Genomic DNA, 20125 nt, shown 5'->3' on the forward strand with positions numbered 1-20125 from the left:
GGCTTCATTCTCTTTCGTGTGAGGTCTATTTGCCCGATGCCAGAGCATCGGCGCCGCCGACGATCTCGGCGATCTGCTGCGTGATCTCGGCCTGGCGCGCGTTGTTGCGCAGGCGCGTGTAGTCGGTGATGAGCTTGTCGGCGTTGTCGCTGGCCGACTTCATCGCCTTCTGGGTCGCGGCGTGCTTGGCGGCCGACGACTGGAGGAGCGCGTTGAAGACGCGGCTCTGGATGTAGACGGGCAGGAGCGCGTCGAGCACCGTCTCGGCGTCGGGCTCGAACTCGTAGAGCGGGTACACCTGCGCCGACGTGGACTCCTCCGCCTCGACGACCTCGAGCGGGAGGAGGCGGACCTGCTCCGGCGACTGGGTCATCATGCTGACGAAGCGGTTGTACACGAGGTGGATCTCGTCGACGCCGCCTTCGGAGCCGCCGCGGTTGTAGGCCTCCAGCAGCGTCTCGGAGATCTCCTCCGCGGTACGGAACGCGGGCGTGTCGGTGTCACCCGTCCATTCCGCGGCGGTCTCGATGCGGCGGAACTGGAAGTAGCCCACCGCACGGCGACCGACGAGGTAGAACGAGACCTCCTTGCCCTGCGAGCGCAGCAGCTCGGCCAGCTCGAGGCCCTCGCGCAGGATCTGCGAGTTGAACGCGCCGGCGAGCCCGCGGTCGGAGGCGAAGATCACGACGGCGGAGCGGCGGATGACCTCGCGCTCCCGCGTCAGCGGATGCTCGATGTTGGAGTGCGTCGCCACCGCGGACACCGCCCGGGTCACGGCGCGCGCGAACGGGGACGATGCCCGCACGCGCGCCATGGCCTTCTGGATACGCGAGGCGGCGATGAGCTCCATCGCCTTCGTGATCTTCTTGGTGGTCTGCGCAGAAGAGATCTTCTGCTTGTAGACCCGGAGTTGTGCGCCCATGGTTCGTGTCTCGCAGCGCCTTAGCGGCGGCCCTTGACGATCTTCTCCTGGTTCACGTCACCGGCGTCGGCGGCGGCGATCTTCTCGTTGCCCGGTGCGCCGATCGACTGACCCTTGCCCCCCTGGAACTCGAGGATGAACTCGTCGGTCTTGGACGCCAGTTCGGCGGCCGTGTCGTCGTCGAGCACGTTCTTCTCACGCAGGGTGTCGAGGATCGTGGTGTTGCGGCGCAGGTAGTCCAGCAGCTCGCGCTCGAACCGCAGCACGTCCTCGACCTCGATCGTGTCGAGCCTGCCGTTGGTTCCGGCCCAGATCGAGACGACCTGCTCCTCGACCGGGTACGGCGAGTACTGCGGCTGCTTGAGCAGCTCGGTGAGGCGTGCACCACGGGAGAGCTGACGACGGGATGCCGCGTCCAGGTCGCTCGCGAACATCGCGAACGCCTCGAGCGAGCGGTACTGGGCGAGCTCGAGCTTGAGCGTGCCGGAGACCTTCTTGATCGACTTGACCTGCGCGTCGCCGCCGACACGGGACACCGAGATGCCCACGTCGACCGCGGGACGCTGGTTGGCGTTGAACAGGTCGGACTGCAGGAAGATCTGTCCGTCCGTGATCGAGATCACGTTGGTCGGGATGTAGGCCGAGACGTCGTTGGCCTTGGTCTCGATGATCGGCAGACCCGTCATCGATCCGGCGCCGAGCTCGTCCGACAGCTTCGCGCAACGCTCCAGCAGACGGGAGTGCAGGTAGAAGACGTCACCGGGGTAGGCCTCGCGGCCCGGCGGGCGGCGCAGGAGGAGCGAGACGGCACGGTAGGCCTCGGCCTGCTTCGTGAGGTCGTCGAAGATGATGAGGACGTGCTTGCCCTCGTACATCCAGTGCTGGCCGATGGCCGAGCCCGTGTAGGGGGCGAGGTACTTGAAGCCGGCCGGGTCGGAGGCGGGAGCGGCGACGATCGTCGTGTACTCCATCGCACCGGCGTCTTCGAGCGCACCCTTCACGGAGGCGATCGTGGAGCCCTTCTGGCCGATCGCGACGTAGATGCAGCGCACCTGCTTGGTGACGTCGCCCGACTCCCAGTTGGCCTTCTGGTTGATGATCGTGTCGATCGCGATCGCGGTCTTGCCGGTCTGGCGGTCGCCGATGATGAGCTGACGCTGGCCGCGGCCGACGGGGATCATCGCGTCGATGGCCTTGATGCCGGTCTGCAGCGGCTCGTGCACCGACTTGCGCTGCATGACGCCGGGAGCCTGCAGCTCGAGCGCGCGACGGCCGGTGGTCGCGACCTCGCCGAGGCCGTCGATCGGGTTGCCCAGCGGGTCGACCACGCGACCGAGGTAGCCGTCGCCGACGGCGACCGAGAGCACCTCGCCGGAGCGGGTGACCTCCTGGCCGGCCTCGATGCCGGAGAACTCGCCCAGGACGACGACGCCGATCTCGTGCTCATCGAGGTTGAGCGCCAGACCCTGCGTGCCGTCGGAGAAGTTCACCAGCTCGTTGGCCATGACGCCGGGAAGACCCTCGACGTGAGCGATGCCGTCGGCGGCGTCGATGACGGTGCCGACCTCGGTCGCCGCGGCGCCCGAGGGCTCGTAGGCGGCGACGAAATCCTTCAGCGCGTCACGGATGACGTCGGGGCTGATCGATAGTTCTGCCATTGTCTTCCCTTTACTCAGATGCTTCCGTGTGGGGCTCTGGGCCCCGAAACCTCCGCCTTACGGCGGCGAATGTTCAGCCGGCCAGTCGCTGCCGGAGGTCGGCGAGACGAGACGAGACGCTCGCATCGATGACGTCATCGGCGACCTGCACGCGCAGACCGCCCACGACCGACGGGTCGACGACCGTGTTGACCGAGATGGCGGTGCCGTACTTGGCCGTCAGCGCCGCGGCCAGCCGCGAGACCTGCGCCTCGCCCAGCGGCACGGCGGTCACGACCGTGGCGACGGTGCGGCCGCGCTGCTGCGCGACCGTCTTCATCGCGTCGTTCAGCAGCGTGCGCACGCGGCGGTCGCGCGGCTGACGCACCAGGGATGAGACCACGAGCGTGGTCGCAGCGCTCGCGCGGCCGCCGATCAGCGCGTCGACGAGCGCGCCCTTGGCCGCAGCATCCCCCAGCCGACTGCCGAGGGCGAGCTCGAGCTCGGGGTTCTCGGCGACCGTGCGGGAGAAGCGGAACAGCTCACCCTCGATGTCGACGTCGGGTGACGAGATCGCGGCCGAGCGTACGGCGAGGTCTTCGATGCCGTCGATGAGGTCGGACGCCGAAGACCAGCGCTGCTGCACCGCGGTGGTGAGCAGAGCCGCCGTGACCGGCTTCACCGACGGTCCGAAGACCGCGGCGACGACCTGCGCACGCGCCTGCGGCGACGCGGCCGAATCGGCCAGCGCACCACCGAGGTGCGACGAGTCGTCGAGGGCGCGTGCGGCGGCGAACAGCTCACGGGCCACATCGAGGTCGACGGCCGTCGCGGCGGCCAGGGCCGCCGTGGTGGCCGTGCGGGCCTGAGTGGTCGCGCTGCCCATTACGCCTTGGCTCCCTCGGATGCCTCGAGGTCCGCCAGGAAGCGGTCCACGACCGCCTGCGCCTTGGCATCGTCGGAGAGGGTCTCGCCGATGACGTTGCCGGCGAGATCGAGAGCGAGCGTGCCCACCTCGCCACGCAGCGACACGAGAGCCGACTGGCGCTCCGCCTCGATCTGGGTGTGCGCCGTCGCGGTCAGACGCGCGGCCTCGGCGGACGCCGTGTCCTTCGCCTCGGCGACGATCTTCTTGCCGTCCTCGCGGGCGGCGTCGCGGATCTCACCGGCCTCCTTGCGCGCGTCGGCGAGCTGGGCGGTGTACTCCTCGAGAGCCGCCTCCGCTTGACGCTGCGCCTCGTCGGCCTTGGCGATGTTGCCCTCGATCGCCGCGGAGCGCGCATCCAGGAGCGCGGTCATCCGCGGCAGGACGACCCGCCAGAACACCACCAGGATGACGACGAAGCAGACCGCCGACCAGATGATGTCGTAGTACGCCGGCAAGAGCGGGTTCGGCGGAGCCGTGGTCCCTTCGGCGGCGTGTATGACAAGAGCCGGAAGCATCCTGTCTCCTTACGTGTCGGGGAGGTCAGAAGCCGAAGATGAAGCCCGTGGCGATGCCGATGAAGGCGAGGGCCTCGGTGAAGGCGATGCCGATGAACATCAGCACCTGCAGGCGGCCGGCCAGCTCAGGCTGACGGGCGACGCCCTCGATCGTCTTGCCGACGACGATGCCCACGCCGATGGCCGGGCCGATCGCAGCGAGACCGTAGCCGACGCTCGCGATCGAGCCGGTGACCTGGGCGAGAACCGTAGTTGCGTCCACGGTGTGTTTCCTTTCGGTTGGGTGGGTCGGCGGATGCCGACCCGCTCAGTGCTCTTCCGCTACCGCGAGCTGGATGTAGACCGCGGTGAGGATCGTGAAGACATAGGCCTGGAGGAAGCCCACCAGGAGTTCGAACAGGGTAAAGACGAAGCCGAACGCGAGGGTGCCCACGCCGAGAACGCTCCAGAACCCGCTCAGGGTGAACAGGAAGAACTGCGTCGCGGAGAAGAACAGCACCAGCATGAGGTGCCCGACGATCATGTTCATCAGCAGTCGGAGCGTCAGCGTGACGGGCCGGATGATGAACGTCGAGAGGAACTCGAGCGGGATGATCAGGATGTAGAGGAACCACGGCAGGCCCGGAGGCATCAGCGCGTTCCTGAAGAAGTTGCCGGGGCTCTTCTTCACACCGGCGTAGATGAACGTCACGTACGAGACCAGGGCGAGCAGCAGCGGCACCGCGATGACGCTCGTGCCCGCGATGTTGAGGCCCGGGATGATGCCGGTCAGGTTCATGAACAGGATCATGAAGAACAGGGTCGTCAGGATCGGCAGGAAGCGGTTGCCGTCCTTGCGGCCCAGCAGATCGTGCGCGATGTTGACCCGCACGAAGTCGAGACCCATCTCGACGACGCTCTGGAAGCGGGTCGGGACGATCTTCATGCGGCGCGTGCCGACGACGAACAGGATCACCAGGACGGCGGTCGCCAGAATCTGGATGAGGTTGATCCGGCTGAACGCGAAGACCGTGCCCTCGAAGAAGACGGGCGGGAAGAAGTCGGTGATCGATGGCGGATGGAATCCGCCGCCGTCGGACTCGGCAGCTTTGGCGATCAGGCTCGCGACATGGATAGACAGCGCTGGCTCCAGCTTCGGGGCGCCGGTGCAAGCCGGTGCGACGATGGTCGGTGAGTCACTCCGCAGGTACTCACGGATGAGCGGGCGGGCGCAACACCCACCCTACCAAACTCGCGGGACCCGGACGTGCGCTCAGGCGTCGTCGATGTCTCGACGTCGAGATATCGCGGTGTCCTCGGGCACGACACCGGGGAGGGTCGTGTCGCTGACCGTCGGTACGCGCAGCTTCAGCAGCACCACGACGTCCACCGCGAGGGCGGCGAGGACCGACACCACGACCGCGACGAAGAACACCGTCGGCTGGATCCAGGGCTGGCCGCGCAGCACGAGCAGCGCCACGATGAACACGACGAACTTCAGGATCCATCCGCCCAGCACGATGCCGAAGAACAGCGGCACGTACAGCGGCTGGCCGTACCAGCGGTTGGCGATCAGGATGCTGGCGCCGGTGATGGCGAGGAAGACGGCGGCCACGAGCACCCCGACGAGGGCGCTCCACAGGCCGTCGGCGCCTCCGACGAGGAGTCCGGCGACGGCGCCGACGACGGCGAGGACTCCGGTGACGATCGCCGACCAGACGAGGGCGGTGCGCAGCACCGGGGTGCTGGAGACGGGACTGGGGCTCATTGCGGGGCCTCCTGAGGCGGGGGGACGGCGAAGGACGGGGGGCGGCGCGGCCGGCGCCGGGACGGGAGCAGGGTGACGGCGAGGCACGCGGCGACGCCGACGACGCCGAAGGCGACGCCGAGGAGGTACTGGCCGGGCCAGTCCTCCCGGGTGCCGATGTACATCAGCAGCACGGCGAGACCGACCACGGCGGTCCACGCGTAGAAGATCAGCACGGCGTCGCGATCGGTGTGCCCCATGTCGAGCATGCGGTGGTGCAGGTGCTTGCGGTCGGGCGAGAACGGCGATTTGCCGGCGCTCATGCGTCGCACCACGGCCAGCCCGAAGTCGAGCAGGGGCAGCAGCACGACCACGATCGGCAGCACGATCGGGATGAAGGCACCGAGCAGCTGGGAGCGGCCGAACTGGCTGGGGTCGAGCACGGCGGGTTCGAGGGTGCCGGTGATCGCGATCGCCGAGACCGCCATCAGGAGTCCGAGCATGAGCGCGCCGGAGTCGCCCATGAACAGCTTCGCGGGGCTCCAGTTCAGCGGGAGGAAGCCGAAGCAGGCGCCGATCAGCACGGCGGCGATGAACGAGGCGAGGTTGAAGAACGAGTTCGCACCGATGTCGCGCACCAGGATGTAGGAGTATGCGAAGAAGATGACGTTGGCGATGAGGCAGACGCCGCCGACGAGCCCGTCGAGCCCGTCGATGAAGTTGACCGCGTTCATCACCACGACGATCGAGAACACCGTGAGCGTGAAGCTCACCCACGGCGGCACGGTGAGACCGCCGATCGGGAGCGTGTAGATCTGCAGCTCGCCGAACCACGCGATCACGCCGGCGGCCAGGAACTGGGCGCCGAGTTTGATCATCCAGTCGAGATCCCACAGGTCGTCGGCGACGCCGATGAGCACGATGATGAGCGTCGCGGCGAGCACGGCGAGCACGGGTTTCGGGTCGATCCAGAAGATCGAGAAGAAGGGGTTGTGCGCCGAGACGGCGAACGCGGCGCAGACGCCCAGGAACATCGCGATCCCGCCGAGGCGCGGCGTGGGCGTTTTGTGGACGTCGCGTTCGCGGATTCCGGGGTACAGCTTGAACTTCAGACTCAGCTGCCAGACCGCCCAGGACAACGCCAGGGTGATCGCCGCGGTGAGGATGATGGTGAAGACGTACTGCTTCACGCGGGCGGGTCCTCCGCGACGCTCGGCGCGCGCGCTCCGGTGCGCTCCGGGTCGGGCTCGAGCAGGTCGCCGAGCACACCGCGGAGGGCGGAGAGATCGATCGCCCCTTCGCGCAGCACGCGCACGAGGGGCTCCTCGGCCGCACCGACGAGGCTCGTCGCATCAATGATCGTCGAGGCGATGCCACGGCTGGACGGTCCGCCGTCGAGGTAGACCGCGACGCTGTCGCCGAGCATGTCGCGCGCGTCGATCGCGCGCACGGCGGCGGCCTGCCCGGTGAGGTTGGCGCTGGAGACCGCGAGGGGTCCGGTGTCTTCGAGCAGCTCGAGCGCGAGCCGGTGGTCGGGCATGCGCACGGCCACCGTGCCGCGCGTCTCGCCGAGATCCCACGACAGCGACGGCTGCGCGGGCAGCACGATCGTCAGCCCGCCGGGCCAGAACGCCTCCACCAGACGCTCGACGGGCTCGGGCACCTCGGCTACGAGAGCCCGCAGCGTGGTGACGCCCGCCACGAGCACGGGCGGCGGCGACTGCCGCCCCCGACCCTTGGCATCCAGCAGCGCCTGCACGGCGCGGGCGTTGAACGCGTCGGCGGCGACGCCGTACACCGTGTCGGTGGGCAGCACCACGAGATCGCCCCGCCCGATCGCCTGACGCGCCTGGCGCATCGCGGGAAGCAGCTGCGCCTCGTCGCGGGTGTCGAAGAGGGAGGACATGGCCCGCCCATTCTACGGGGGGCTCCCCCGCGAACCCGCCCGAGGCGGCGACGCGCCGGATGACGGATCAGGGCCGGATGCCGGTGGTCGCGCGGTCGCGCATCGTGAGGTCGGGGTGGGTCGCGGGAGCGCGCCAGCCGTCGGCCGCGAGGATCGCCCGGATCTGCTCCCCCTGCCACTCGCCGTGCTCGATCACGACGGTGCCGCCGGGGTGGGCCAGGCGCAGGGCGACGCGGCTCACCACGCGCACCACGTCGAGCCCGTCCGCTCCCCCGTACAGGGCCGCCGGCGGGTCGAAGAGGCGCACCTCGGGATCCCGGGGGATCGCGGCATCCGGGACGTACGGCGGGTTGGACACCACCACCGACACCGTTCCGTCGAGGTCGGGGAAGGCATCGGCGAGGTCGATGAACGTCAGGTGCGCGTTGCCGGCGCCGATGCGGGCGAAGTTCTGCGTGGTCCACGCGAACGCGTCGACCGAGTTCTCGGCGGCGTACACCCGGCCGTGCGGCACCTCGGTTGCCAGCGCGAGCGCGATCGCCCCGCTCCCGGTGCCGAGATCGACGGCGACGGGAGACGGGGAAGCCGCGGCGCGGAGCGCGTCGATGGCGAGCTGGGCGACCATCTCGGTCTCGGGGCGCGGAACGAACACCCCGGGTCCGACGGCCAGCTCGAGGTGGCGGAACGGGGCCAGACCGGTGAGGTGCTGCAGCGGCTCGCGAGCGGCGCGACGCTCGACGAGGGCGTCCAGAGCGGCGGCGGATGCGGCATCCCACTCGTCTCCGCGGATCGCGGCCGCCTGCACCGCTCCGCGCGGCACGCCCGCCACGTGCGCCGCGAGGAGCTCGGCGTCGACCTGCGGGTCGGCGACGCCGGCGCGCGCGAGACGCTCGGCGGCGTCACGGACGAGCTCGGACACGCGCGCGGGGGCGGGGGCGGAGTCGGAAGGCATGGGTCCGTCCAGCCTATGGCCGTCTCCGGGTCACAATCGGCCGACCCCCGCGCCGGCTCCCCTAGGCTGGAATCGTCGTCCGACCGACTCGCGAAAGGCCCGTCATGCCCGGGATCCACCCCGACATCACCACCGCATTCGGCGACACGCCGCTCGTGCGCCTGAACCGCGTCGCCGAGGGTTCCGGCGCCAACATCCTCGCCAAGCTGGAGTTCTACAACCCCGCGGGCAGCGTCAAGGACCGCCTGGGCATCGCGATCGTCGACGCGGCCGAGGCATCCGGCGAACTGAAGCCGGGCGGCACGCTCGTGGAGTCCACCAGCGGCAACACCGGCATCGCCCTGGCGATGGTGGGTGCGGCGCGCGGCTACCGCGTGATCCTGACGATGCCCGCGTCGATGTCGAAGGAGCGCCGTCTGCTGCTCAAAGCCTTCGGCGCCGAGCTCGTGCTGACCGATCCGACCAAGGGCATGTCGTTCGCGGTCGAGGAGGCGCAGCGCATCGTCGCCGAGACCCCCGGCGCCGTCTGGACCCGGCAGTTCGAGAACGAGGCGAACCCCGAGATCCACCGCCGCACCACCGCCGAGGAGATCCTGCGCGACACCGACGGCGCGGTCGACTACTTCGTCGCCGGCATCGGCACCGCCGGCACGATCACCGGCGTCGGCCAGGTGCTGAAGGAGCGCGTGCCCGGCGTGAAGATCGTGGCGGTGGAGCCGAAGGACTCCCCCATCCTCACCGAGGGACGGCCGGGCCCTCACAAGATCCAGGGCATCGGCCCCAACTTCGTGCCGGAGATCCTCGACCGCGGCGTGCTCGACGAGGTGATCGACGTCGAGTTCGACGATGCGATCCGCCTCGCCCGTGACACCGCGACCAAGGACGGCATCCTGGTCGGGATGTCGTCGGGCGCCGCGATCTGGGCGGCACTCGAGATCGGCAAACGCCCCGAAGCGGCCGGCAAGAACATCGTCGTGATCATCCCGTCGTTCGGCGAGCGCTATCTCTCCACGGCGCTCTACGAGCACCTGCGCGACGAGTGATGGTGCTGCGTCGCGCCTGGTCGCGCATCCGAGAGGACATCACCGCCGCGCGCCTGCGCGATCCCGCCGCCCGCGGCGGCCTGGAGATCGCCCTGCTCTACCCGGGCCTGCACGCCATCTGGGCGCACCGGGTGTGGCATGCGCTGTGGATCCGGGGGTTCCGCTTCGTCGCGCGCCTCGGGTCGCAGCTCACGCGCTGGACCACCGGGATCGAGATCCACCCCGGCGCGGTCATCGGGCGTCGCTTCTTCATCGACCACGGCATGGGTGTCGTCATCGGCGAGACCGCAGAGGTCGGCGACGACGTCATGCTGTACCACGGGGTGACGCTGGGCGGACGTCAGCGCGAGGGCGGGAAGCGGCATCCGACCCTCGGCGACCGGGTCGCGGTGGGCGCCGGCGCGAAGGTGCTCGGCCCCGTCGTGATCGGGGCCGACTGCGTCATCGGCGCGAACGCCGTGGTGACGAAGGATGCCCCCGAGGGCAGCGTGCTCGTCGGGGTTCCCGCGAAGCCGCGCACACGCCCCGAGAGCCTCGACACCCGCGCGCTGCTGACGGCGCCCGAGTACTCGATCTAGTTCTTCGCCTCGGTCTGGCGGCTCAGCAGCAGGGTCGACAGGCCCCACGTCACCAGCGCCGAGACGAGCCACACCACCAGCGGTGCGAGAAGCCACCCGCCGGGAGTGGAGATGCCGATGCCCGCACGCGGGATGAGCACCACGACCGCGATCGAGACGAACGTGGCGAGGATGCCGACGCCGCCGAGCAGGATCGGTGCGCGCTTCTTCGCCACGCGCGTGGCCAGGGGCGCGATGATGCTCTGCACGATCGCGAAGAGCACGATCGCGAGCACGAAGCCCCACCAGTCGCCCCACGAGATGTGGAAGGCCGTGACCACGAACGAGGCGACGATCAACCCGAGCGCCGCGGACACGAGGAAGATGCCCGCGCGGAGAAGGAACGTGATCACGCCGCCAGCGTAGCGCCCAGCATCCCCTCCCTCGCGCTCCCTCCCCAGACTGCTCACCTGACGCGACACGCCCTTTTCGGCTGCGCACGAGGGCGTGTTGCGTCGGGTGAGCGGTCCGATGAATGGTGCGCGGGCTCACGCTGAGGAGATCAGGGCCGAGCGCAGGCGGGCCAGGAACGGCCGGGAGTCTTGGAACACGTCCGCCTTCGTCACTCGGATCACGCGCCAGCCCAGTGCCGCGAGGGCGTCGTGCTTGCGGATGTCCCGATTCCACGTATCGACATCCACGCGGTGGTGATCCCCCTCGTACTCGAGCGCGACCCTGCGCCGCGGGTAGGCGCCGTCGACGCATCCCACGAACGCACCGTGGTCGTCGTAGACGTCGTGGTCGAGCTCGGGTTCGGGGAGGCCCGAATCGACCACGAGCAGTCGCATCCATGTTTCGGGCCGGGATGCCGCAGCGGTTCGCACGCGGGGCAGGGCTTCGCGCATGCGCGGTCGCCCGATCCGCCGGCCGGCGAACACGGTGGCCTCGAGCGCCTCGAGCGTGGTGAGAGGCGGGTCGAGCTGCTTGTGGAATCCGCCGGGCATCCGGGGAACTCGGACCAGGTGATCGCCGACCGCCACGAGGTCGTAGGAGTTCCACAGCTCGGCGGCCACGGTGGCCCAGGTCGAGGCGGGTGTCGTCATCCGCCATCCCGTCTCGGCGTGAGTGACCACCTGGACGAGATGGGGCCGGGCTTCGTGCGCATGCACGCCCTCCGTGCGCACCAGACGTCGCGGCGCGAGGAGCGCGACATGCGGCTGAGCGTCCGGGAGCAGCGGGAGCGGCGCACCCCAGACGATCGCGGCAGACGACCCGGCGAAGAACTCGTCGGGTGCCATCCGTTCGGCATACTGCTCCATCGCGCGCACGATGTCCCGTCGTTGTGCGGCGCCGGCGGTGAGTTCGTCCACATCGGGGACTGCAGGAAGGGCGCGCACCCCATGGAACGGCCGGTCGAGGTCGCTCCCTCGCAGTCGCTTCGGTGAGACTCCCGCCTCCCGGGCGCTCCGGACGGAGAAGACGTCACCCAGATCGGGCGGCAGGAGGTCGCGAGCCATCCCCGCACACTGTCAGCCCCGCCATCCGACATTCTTCGTTCTCCACCGGTGGAGGAGGCGACGGGCTGCTCACCAGACGCAACACGCCCTCCACGACGTACGCGCAGGGCGTGTTGCGTCAGGTGAGCAGTCCCGCGACGCGCTACTCGGCGAGGGCGGCGAGCCGGGCTTCCTCGTCGGCGGTGATCGCCGATTCGATGAGGGGATCGAGCGCGCCGTCCATCACCTGGTCGAGGTTGTACGCCTTGTAGCCGGTGCGGTGGTCGGCGATGCGGTTCTCGGGGAAGTTGTAGGTGCGGATGCGCTCGGAGCGGTCCATCCCTCGGATCTGCGACCGGCGGGCATCGGATGCCGCGACATCCAGCTCCTCCTGCTGCTTGGCGAGGATGCGGGCGCGGAGCACGCGCATCCCGGCCTCGCGGTTCTGCAGCTGCGACTTCTCGTTCTGCATCGACACGACGATGCCCGTCGGGAGATGCGTGATGCGCACCGCGGAGTCGGTCGTGTTCACCGACTGCCCGCCGGGTCCCGAGGAGCGGAACACGTCGATCTTCAGGTCGTTCGGGTCGATCTGCACCTCTTCGGGCTCATCGACCTCGGGGAAGACCAGCACGCCCGTCGTGGAGGTGTGGATGCGCCCCTGCGACTCGGTCGCGGGGACCCGCTGCACACGGTGCACGCCGCCCTCGTACTTCAAGTGCGCCCACACGCCCTGGGCGGGGTCGGACGAGGAGCCCTTGATCGCGACCTGCACGTCCTTGTAGCCGCCGAGGTCGGACTCGGTGCGCTCGAGGAGCTCGGTCTTCCACCCCTTCGCCGCGGCGAACTGCAGGTACATGCGCAGCAGGTCGGCGGCGAACAGCGCACTCTCCGCGCCGCCCTCGCCCCCCTTGATCTCCATGATGACGTCGCGGGCGTCGTCGGGGTCGCGCGGGATGAGCAGGCGCCGCAGCTTCTCCTGGGTCTCGGCGAACCGGGTCTCCAGCGCCGGGATCTCCTCCGCGAACGCCTCGTCCTCCCGGGCGAGCTCGCGCGCGGCATCCAGATCGTCGGATGCCTCACGCCACGCGTCGTGGGCATGCACGATGCGGTTCAGCTCGGCGTACCGCCGGTTGACGCGCTTCGCGCGGCCGGCATCGGCATGCAGCGCCGGATCGTTCAGCTCCTGCTCGATCGCCCTGTGCTCGTCGAGCAGCCCGCGGACCGATGCGAAGATGCCCGACCCTTCGACGGATTCAGAAGGCACGAGTCACGCTTCGACAGGCTCAGCGGATGTCGTTCTCGTGCCCGTGGCTGCGGCCGGTGGGCGTGGGGATCGACTTCTGCATCTGCACGAGGAACTCGACGTTCGAGGAGGTCTCCTTGAGCTTGCCGAGCACGACCTCGAGGGCCTGCTGCGGGTCGAGTCCGGCGAGGGCGCGACGCAGCTTCCACGTGATCTTGACCTCGTCGGCCGACAGCAGCATCTCTTCGCGGCGGGTGCTCGACGCGTTGACGTCGACGGCCGGGAAGATGCGCTTGTCGGCGAGCTGACGCGACAGGCGCAGCTCGCTGTTGCCCGTGCCCTTGAACTCCTCGAAGATGACCTCGTCCATCTTGGACCCGGTCTCCACGAGCGCCGTGGCGAGGATCGTGAGCGATCCGCCGTTCTCGATGTTGCGCGCGGCGCCGAAGAAGCGCTTGGGCGGGTACAGCGCCGAGGCGTCGACGCCGCCGGTGAGCACACGGCCCGAGGTGGGCGCCGAGATGTTGTAGGCGCGGCCGAGGCGCGTGATCGAGTCGAGCAGCACGACGACGTCGCGGCCGAGCTCGACCAGCCGCTTGGCGCGCTCGATGGCGAGCTCGGCCACGGTGGTGTGGTCTTCGGCGGGACGGTCGAACGTCGAGGCGATGACCTCGCCCTTCACGGTCCGCTGCATGTCGGTGACCTCTTCGGGACGCTCGTCCACGAGCACGACCATGAGGTGCACCTCGGGGTTGTTCGTCGCGATGGCGTTGGCGATCTGCTGCAGCACGATCGTCTTGCCGGCCTTGGGCGGTGCGACGATGAGGCCACGCTGGCCCTTGCCGATCGGGGCGACGAGGTCGATGATGCGCTGCGTCAGCTTCTCGGGCGCGGTCTCCAGACGCAGGCGGTCCTGCGGGTAGAGCGGCGTGAGCTTGCCGAACTCGACGCGGTTCGCGGCATCCTCGGTCGACAGGCCGTTGACCGAGTCGACCTTCACCAGCGCGTTGTACTTCTGGCGGGTCGACTGCTCGCCCTCGCGCGGCTGCTTGATGGCGCCCACGACGGCATCGCCCTTGCGGAGGTTGTACTTCTTGACCTGGCCGAGCGAGACGTAGACGTCGCTCGTGCCCGGCAGGTAGCCCGACGTGCGCACGAACGCGTAGTTGTCGAGAACGTCGAGGATGCCGGCGATCGGGATGAGGACGTCGTCCTCGGTGATCTCGGTCTCGAACTCGTCGCCGTTGCCGTTCTGCGTGCCGCGGCGCTTGGTGTTGCGCTGCTGGCGGCCGCGGGGGTTGTTCGGCTGCTCGTCATCGTCGGACTGCGCCGCGTTCTGGGCGTTCTGGCCCTGCTGCGCTCCGGCGTTCTGGCCGTTCTGCTGCTGCGCTCCGCCGTTCTGACCGTTCTGGGCATTGCCGCCGCGGCTGCGGCTGCGGCTGCGGTTGCGGCTCCGGCTGCGGCTGGAGGACGACTCGGATGCCTCTGCCTCGGCGGCGGCGTCGCCCTCGCCCGTGGCGGGGGTCGCGGTCGCGGCGTCGTCGGCCGGCGCGCCGGACTCGGCGGTCGCGGCCTCTGCGCCGGAGTCGGTCGCGGACGTGTCGGCGGCCTCGACCGCGGGCGCCTCGGCCGGAGCGGCGGCGGATGCCTCGGCGGCCGACTTGACCGGCGTCGCCTCGGCGGCGGGTGCGTCGGCGGCGGGCTCGGCCGGCACGTCGGTGCTCTTGGCGCGGCGCGGGGCGCGCTTGCGCGGCGCCTTGACGGGCGCGACCGGCGCCTCCTCGACGGGCACCTCGGCGACGGGTGCATCTGGGATGGGTGCATCGGCGACCGCTTCGACGGGCACGTCGGCCGGCGTCGGGTCCTCGGCCGGGGCCGCATCCTGCGCGGGCTGCTCGGCGGGGGCCTCGGCCGGAGCGTCCTGCTCGGCCGGCGATTCTTCCTCGACCGGGGCCGCGTCTTCGACGGGCTGGTCGGCAGCCGCCTCGGCGGGCTGCTCGGTGGTCTCGACGACGCTCTCGGCGGCATCGAACGCGTCGACGCGCTCCTCGGCGGGCGTGTCGGTGCTGTGGATCTCGGAGATGGACTCCACGAGTTCTCCCTTGTCAAACGAGTGGATGTGCACGACCGCACGGCGCTCCGTGCCAGACGGAATCCTGCCCACGACGACTTCGACGGAGGCTCACGGGCCGGTAGGCCGCTCGGAGATCGTCAGCGGAGTGGGGACGTGCGGTGCTTTCGCAGAATTGCGACGGAGGCCAGATTCACGACTTACGTGGAACCCTCCGCGTACTCCCTCACTGTACCACCCTTGAAGTCGACGGCCAGCATGTGGGCCTCCCACGCCGTGTCGGTGACGCGGCGGGCGAGCTCGGCGGCCTCGAGACGGCGGCCGGGTCCGTCAGCAAGCACGAGCACGCTGGGACCGGCTCCGGACACCACCGCCGCGAACCCCTCCTCGCGCAGCGCACGCACCAGCTTGTCGGTCTCGAGCATGGCCTGCGCACGGTAGTTCTGGTGCAGCTTGTCCTCGGTCGCGGCCAGCAGCAGCTCGGGGCTCTGGGTGAGCGCGGCGATCAGGAGTGCCGAGCGGGAGACGTTGAACACCGCGTCCTCGCGCGGCACCTGCAGCGGCTGCAGACTGCGCGCCACACTCGTGGACATCGTGAACTCGGGCACGAACACGAGCGGCGAGACGCCGCGGTGCACGAGCAGCTTCTTGTGCTGCGGCCCGGTCTCGTCCATCCACGCGATCGTGAGTCCGCCGAACAGGCCGGGGGCGACGTTGTCGGGGTGGCCCTCCAGTTCGGTGGCCAGGCGCAGCAGCGTCTCGGCCCCGAGTTCCACGTCGCCCTCGAGCAGACCTTTGGCGGCGAGCAGCCCCGCGACGACCGCGGCGCCCGACGAACCCAGTCCGCGCCCGTGCGGGATGACGTTGTGCGCCTCGAGGCGCAGCCCGGGCATGTCTCGCCCGACCGAGGCGTAGGCGTGGGCGATCGCCCGGACGACGAGGTGCGAGGCATCCCTCGGCACCTCTGCCGCGCCCTCTCCGCGCACGACGATCTCGAGCTCGCCGGCCGGCAGCGCCGTGACGGTCAGCTCGTCGTAGACGCTGAGGGCGAGCCCCAGGGTGTCGAAGCCGGGGCCGAGATTGGCGCTGGTGGCCGGCACCCGCACCAGCACGGTGCGCCCGTCGAGGGCCTCACCGACCGAGGGGACGGCTGCGCTCACTCGGTCGCCTCCGGCGCGAGACCGAGAACGGATGCCACCTCCGACGTGGTGGCGTCGACGACCGTCGGCTCGACCTGCGAGCCGTCCGCGTTGCGCAGCGCCCACTGCGGGTCTTTGAGACCGTGACCGGTGACGGTCAGCACGACGCGCGCGCCCGCGGGGACGATGCCCGCCTCGGCGCGGTCGAGGAGGCCGGCGACGCTGATCGCCGACGCCGGTTCGACGAAGATGCCCACCTCGGAGGAGAGCAGCTTCTGGGCGGCGAGGATGCGCTCGTCGTCGATCGCCCCGAAGTAGCCGTCGGTCGCGTCGCGCGCTTCGAGGGCGAGCTCCCAGGAGGCCGGGTTCCCGATCCGGATGGCGCTGGCGACCGTCTCGGGGTTCTTCACGACCTCGCCGCGCACGAGCGGCGCGGAGCCCTCGGCCTGGAAGCCGAACATGCGCGGAACGCGGGTGGCGGCACCGCGCTCGGACTCTTCGCGGTAGCCGCGCGAGTAGGCGGTGTAGTTTCCGGCGTTGCCGACGGGGATGAAGTGGAAGTCGGGCGCGTCGCCGAGCACCTCGACGACCTCGTACGCCGCCGTCTTCTGCCCCTCGATGCGGTCGGGGTTGACGGAGTTGACCAGGTGCACCGGGTAGTGCTCGGCGAGCTCGCGGGCGATCTCGAGGCAGTCGTCGAAGTTGCCGCGGATCTGGATGAGGCGGCCGTTGTGGGCCACCGCCTGGCTGAGCTTGCCCATCGCGATCTTGCCCTCCGGCACGAGCACCGCGGCGGTGATGCCCGCGTGCGCCGCGTACGCGGCGGCGGATGCCGACGTGTTGCCGGTGGAGGCGCAGATGACGGCCTTCGCTCCGTGCTCGACGGCGCGCGAGAGCGCCACCGTCATCCCGCGGTCCTTGAAGGAGCCGGTGGGGTTCATGCCCTCGAACTTCACCCACACGTCGGCGCCGGTGCGACGCGACAGGGACGGAGCCGGGAGCAGCGGCGTGCCGCCCTCCCCCAGGGTGACGACGGTCGAGGCGTCGGTGACACCCAGCCGGTCCGCGTACTCGCGGAGGACTCCGCGCCAGAGGTGTGCCATGTCAGTCTCCTTCTACTCGCAGGACGGAGGCGACGCGCTCGACGACGCCGCTGGCGGCGAGCCGCTCCACGGTCTCGCTGAGGTCCTGCTCCCGGGCCTTGTGGGTGCCGATGACGAGGCGGGCGGTGTCGGCGCCCCCCTCGAGGGTCTGTTCGAGCGTCTGCTCCATGGTCGCGATCGAGACGCGGCCGTCGCTGAGGATGCCGGCCACCGTCGCCAGCACGCCGGGGCGGTCGTCGACCTCGAGCGTGATCTGATAGCGCGTCGTGACGCGGCCGATGGGCACGACGGGCAGGTTCGCGAGGGTCGACTCCCCCACGCCCACTCCCCCGGCGATGTGACGGCGGGCGGCCGAGACCACGTCGCCGAGGACGGCCGAGGCGGTCTGCACGCCGCCGGCGCCGGCGCCGTAGAACATCAGATTGCCGGCGGCCTCGGCCTGCACGAACACGGCGTTGTTCGCGCCGTGAACGCTCGCCAGCGGGTGCGTGCGCGGCACCAGCGCGGGGTACACGCGCACCGAGATCGACTCTCCCGGGGAGACGGATGCCGCGGCATCCGTCTGCTCCTGCAGTCGCTCGCACACGGCCAGCAGCTTGATGACGTAGCCGGCGTGGCGGGCCGCGTCGATCATCGTCTTGTCGATCGTCATGATGCCCTCGCGATGCACCGCCGACAGCGGCACCGCGGTGTGGAAGGCGAGGCTGGCGAGGATCGCGGCCTTCTGCGCCGCGTCGTAGCCCTCGACGTCGGCGGTCGGGTCGGACTCGGCGTAGCCGAGCGCTTGGGCCTCGGTCAGCACGTCGACCAGCTCGGCCCCCTCGGTGTCCATCCGGTCGAGGATGTAGTTCGTGGTGCCGTTGACGATGCCCATGATTCGCTGCACACGGTCGCCGGCGAGCGAGTCGCGCAGCGGGCGGATGATCGGGATGGCGCCGGCCGCGGCCGCCTCGTAATAGACCTGCGCCCCGACCTGATCGGCCGCGTCGAAGATCTCCGAGCCGTGCGTGGCCAGAAGCGCCTTGTTGGCGGTGACGACGTCGGCGCCCGAATTGATCGCCTGCAGGAGGTAGGTGCGGGCCGGCTCGATGCCGCCCATCAGCTCGATCACGATGTCGGCGCCGAGGATGAGCGACTCGGCGTCGGTGGTGAACAGCTCGCGCGGGAGGTCGGTGTCGCGCGGTGCGTCGAGGTCGCGCACGGCGATGCCGACGAGCTCGAGCGCGGCGCCGGCCCGATCGGCGAGCTCGTCGCCGTGGCGCAGGAGGAGGGAGGCGACCTGGGAGCCGACGGCTCCCGCGCCCAGCAGGGCCACGCGCAGGCGGCGGTAGTCGATCATGCAGTGCCTTCCTCGTCGGCCGGCGGCATGCCGGCGTCGCGCGCGAGCAGGTCGGAGACGGTCTCACCGCGCACGATGATCCGCGCCTCCCCGTCGCGCACGGCCACGACCGGGGGCCGCGGCACGTAGTTGTAGTTGCTGGACAGTGCGAAGCAGTAGGCGCCCGTCGCGGGCACCGCGATCAGGTCGCCGGGGGCGACGTCGCCGGGGAGGTACTCCGCGTCGACGACGACGTCGCCGGATTCGCAGTGGAGGCCGACGACGCGGGTGAGCGCCGCATCCGCGTCGCTCACGCGAGAGGCGAGCCGGGCGGAGTACTGCGCGCCGTAGAGGGCGGGGCGGGCGTTGTCGCTCATGCCCCCGTCGACGCTGACGTAGACGCGCTCGAGGTCGTCCGAGACGCGGACCGGCTTGACCGTGCCCACCTCGTAGAGCGTGACGCCGGCCTGCCCGATGATGGAGCGCCCCGGCTCGAAGGCGAGGTTCGGGATCGGGATGCCGCGCACCTCGCACTCGCGCGCGACGGCCTCGACGATCCCCTCGGCGAGCTCCTCGATAGGCGTCGGGTCGTCGACCCGCGTGTAGGCGATGCCGAACCCGCCGCCGAGGTTGAGCACGGGCACGTCGCCGCCGGCGAGCAGCTCGGCGTGCACGTCGACCAGGCGCGACGCCGACTCCTGGAAGCCGGCCGTCCCGAAGATCTGCGAGCCGATGTGGCAGTGCAGGCCGACGAACGCGAGCGAGTCGAGCTCGCGGATGCGGGCGACGACGGCGGGCGCCTCGGCCAGCGTGAACCCGAACTTCTGGTCCTCGTGGGCGGTGGCGAGGAAGTCGTGGGTCTCGGCGTGCACGCCGCTGTTGACCCGCACGAGCACCGGCTGCACGACGCCGCGACGGTGCGCGATCGCCGAAAGGCGCTCGAGCTCGATCCAGCTGTCGAGCACGATCGAGCCGATGCCGATCTGCACGGCGCGGTCGAGTTCGGCGACCGACTTGTTGTTGCCGTGGAATCCCAGGCGCGCGGGATCGGCACCGGCGGCGAGCGCGACGGCCAGCTCCCCGCCGCTGCAGACGTCGACCGCCAGGCCCTCTTCGGTGACCCAGCGCACCACCTCGGTCGAGAGGAAGGCCTTGCCGGCGTAGTACACCCGGGCCTGCACGCCCCGGGCCGCGGTGGCCGCGCGGAACGCGGCGAGCGTGCGCCGGGCGTGCGCGCGCACCTCGTCCTCGTCGAGCACGTAGAGCGGAGTGCCGAACGTGTCGCGCAGCCGATCGGCGCCCACCCCCGCGATGCGCAGCACGCCGTGATCGTCGCGCTCGGCGGTGGCGGGCCAGACCGACGTCACGAGGTCGTTCGCGTCGGCGGGGACGCGGAGCCAGTCGGGAACCGGCGGAGCGGAGGACGCGGACACGGGGTGGACCAATCGGTGAGTTCGTGGGGGCGCGTCCCGGGCGGGCCCGGTGCGGCCGGCTGCCGCGACCGGTCGACCTCACGCGCCGGGCATTCCCTGAAGTCTAGGGCAACCGGATACCTCGGCCCGCCGT

General features: G+C 70.3%; 20 protein-coding genes. 2 read left to right on the forward strand and 18 right to left on the reverse strand.

The genetic code is table 11. The features are described 5' to 3' along the window. Positions 1-25: 25 nt before the first annotated feature. The 10 genes from ACSJDX_RS14755 to prmC all read right to left on the reverse strand — a co-directional run bounded on the left by ACSJDX_RS14755 (position 26) and on the right by prmC (position 8586). Positions 26-922: a F0F1 ATP synthase subunit gamma gene (locus ACSJDX_RS14755; protein ID WP_438353392.1), complete on the reverse strand. Its 897-nt coding sequence runs from the start codon at positions 920-922 to the stop codon at positions 26-28. 20 nt (positions 923-942) lie between these two features. After that, on the reverse strand, positions 943-2580 hold the full coding sequence (gene atpA, locus ACSJDX_RS14760) for a F0F1 ATP synthase subunit alpha (RefSeq protein ID WP_438353393.1): 1638 nt from the start codon (positions 2578-2580) through the stop codon (positions 943-945). Between the two features lie 73 nt (positions 2581-2653). After that, positions 2654-3445, reverse strand: coding sequence for a F0F1 ATP synthase subunit delta (locus tag ACSJDX_RS14765; RefSeq protein ID WP_438353394.1), 792 nt, complete (start codon positions 3443-3445; stop codon positions 2654-2656). Continuing rightward, positions 3445-4002 (reverse strand): F0F1 ATP synthase subunit B, encoded by a 558-nt coding sequence (locus ACSJDX_RS14770; RefSeq protein ID WP_438353395.1) that lies wholly within the window; start codon positions 4000-4002, stop codon positions 3445-3447. Before ACSJDX_RS14770 ends, ACSJDX_RS14765 begins: the two co-directional genes overlap by 1 nt. A gap of 25 nt (positions 4003-4027) precedes the next feature. Further along, the gene (gene atpE / locus ACSJDX_RS14775; RefSeq protein ID WP_071045310.1) at positions 4028-4264 is read right to left on the reverse strand and encodes a F0F1 ATP synthase subunit C; all 237 of its coding nucleotides are present in this window, start codon (positions 4262-4264) and stop codon (positions 4028-4030) included. 45 nt (positions 4265-4309) lie between these two features. Beyond that, a complete protein-coding gene (atpB, locus tag ACSJDX_RS14780) occupies positions 4310-5122 on the reverse strand; it encodes a F0F1 ATP synthase subunit A (protein ID WP_438355004.1) in 813 nt (270 codons plus the stop codon). A 132-nt stretch (positions 5123-5254) separates the two neighbouring features. Then, a complete protein-coding gene (locus ACSJDX_RS14785; protein ID WP_438353396.1) occupies positions 5255-5749 on the reverse strand; it encodes a hypothetical protein in 495 nt (164 codons plus the stop codon). Continuing rightward, entirely contained in the window at positions 5746-6918 is a 1173-nt protein-coding gene (locus ACSJDX_RS14790; protein ID WP_438353397.1) for an MraY family glycosyltransferase, read from the reverse strand. Before ACSJDX_RS14790 ends, ACSJDX_RS14785 begins: the two co-directional genes overlap by 4 nt. Then, positions 6915-7634 carry an L-threonylcarbamoyladenylate synthase gene (locus ACSJDX_RS14795; protein ID WP_438353398.1) on the reverse strand — a complete coding sequence of 240 codons (720 nt, stop codon included), beginning with the start codon at positions 7632-7634 and terminating at the stop codon, positions 6915-6917. Before ACSJDX_RS14795 ends, ACSJDX_RS14790 begins: the two co-directional genes overlap by 4 nt. Before the next feature lie 67 nt (positions 7635-7701). Continuing rightward, positions 7702-8586, reverse strand: a complete 885-nt coding sequence (gene prmC, locus ACSJDX_RS14800; RefSeq protein WP_438353399.1) for a peptide chain release factor N(5)-glutamine methyltransferase — start codon at positions 8584-8586, stop codon at positions 7702-7704. Between the two features lie 104 nt (positions 8587-8690). Here prmC and cysK point away from each other — a divergent pair, with 104 nt between their 5' ends. Together cysK and epsC are read left to right on the forward strand one after the other, a co-directional pair. Beyond that, positions 8691-9629 (forward strand): cysteine synthase A, encoded by a 939-nt coding sequence (cysK, locus tag ACSJDX_RS14805; RefSeq protein ID WP_438353400.1) that lies wholly within the window; start codon positions 8691-8693, stop codon positions 9627-9629. Further along, positions 9629-10207, forward strand: a complete 579-nt coding sequence (gene epsC, locus ACSJDX_RS14810) for a serine O-acetyltransferase EpsC (RefSeq protein WP_438353401.1) — start codon at positions 9629-9631, stop codon at positions 10205-10207. Before cysK ends, epsC begins: the two co-directional genes overlap by 1 nt. Here epsC and ACSJDX_RS14815 read toward each other — a convergent pair. The 8 genes from ACSJDX_RS14815 to lysA all read right to left on the reverse strand — a co-directional run bounded on the left by ACSJDX_RS14815 (position 10204) and on the right by lysA (position 19992). After that, positions 10204-10599, reverse strand: a complete 396-nt coding sequence (locus tag ACSJDX_RS14815; RefSeq protein ID WP_438353402.1) for a hypothetical protein — start codon at positions 10597-10599, stop codon at positions 10204-10206. The genes epsC and ACSJDX_RS14815 overlap by 4 nt on opposite strands. A gap of 135 nt (positions 10600-10734) precedes the next feature. After that, positions 10735-11703, reverse strand: a complete 969-nt coding sequence (locus ACSJDX_RS14820) for an endonuclease domain-containing protein (protein ID WP_438353403.1) — start codon at positions 11701-11703, stop codon at positions 10735-10737. 142 nt (positions 11704-11845) lie between these two features. After that, positions 11846-12919, reverse strand: a complete 1074-nt coding sequence (gene prfA / locus ACSJDX_RS14825) for a peptide chain release factor 1 (protein ID WP_438355005.1) — start codon at positions 12917-12919, stop codon at positions 11846-11848. A 49-nt stretch (positions 12920-12968) separates the two neighbouring features. Further along, positions 12969-15020, reverse strand: coding sequence for a transcription termination factor Rho (gene rho / locus ACSJDX_RS14830; protein WP_438353404.1), 2052 nt, complete (start codon positions 15018-15020; stop codon positions 12969-12971). A gap of 179 nt (positions 15021-15199) precedes the next feature. Next, positions 15200-16159, reverse strand: coding sequence for a homoserine kinase (gene thrB / locus ACSJDX_RS14835; protein ID WP_438353405.1), 960 nt, complete (start codon positions 16157-16159; stop codon positions 15200-15202). Beyond that, entirely contained in the window at positions 16156-17241 is a 1086-nt protein-coding gene (thrC, locus tag ACSJDX_RS14840; protein WP_438353406.1) for a threonine synthase, read from the reverse strand. Before thrC ends, thrB begins: the two co-directional genes overlap by 4 nt. A 1-nt stretch (position 17242) precedes the next feature. Then, positions 17243-18580 (reverse strand): homoserine dehydrogenase, encoded by a 1338-nt coding sequence (locus ACSJDX_RS14845; protein WP_438353407.1) that lies wholly within the window; start codon positions 18578-18580, stop codon positions 17243-17245. Then, entirely contained in the window at positions 18577-19992 is a 1416-nt protein-coding gene (lysA, locus tag ACSJDX_RS14850; RefSeq protein ID WP_438353408.1) for a diaminopimelate decarboxylase, read from the reverse strand. Before lysA ends, ACSJDX_RS14845 begins: the two co-directional genes overlap by 4 nt. Positions 19993-20125 lie beyond the last annotated feature (133 nt).

Origin of the sequence: Microbacterium fluminis, from assembly GCF_051549805.1 — a bacterium.
In the GTDB taxonomy this organism is placed as follows: Bacteria; Actinomycetota; Actinomycetes; order Actinomycetales; family Microbacteriaceae; genus Microbacterium.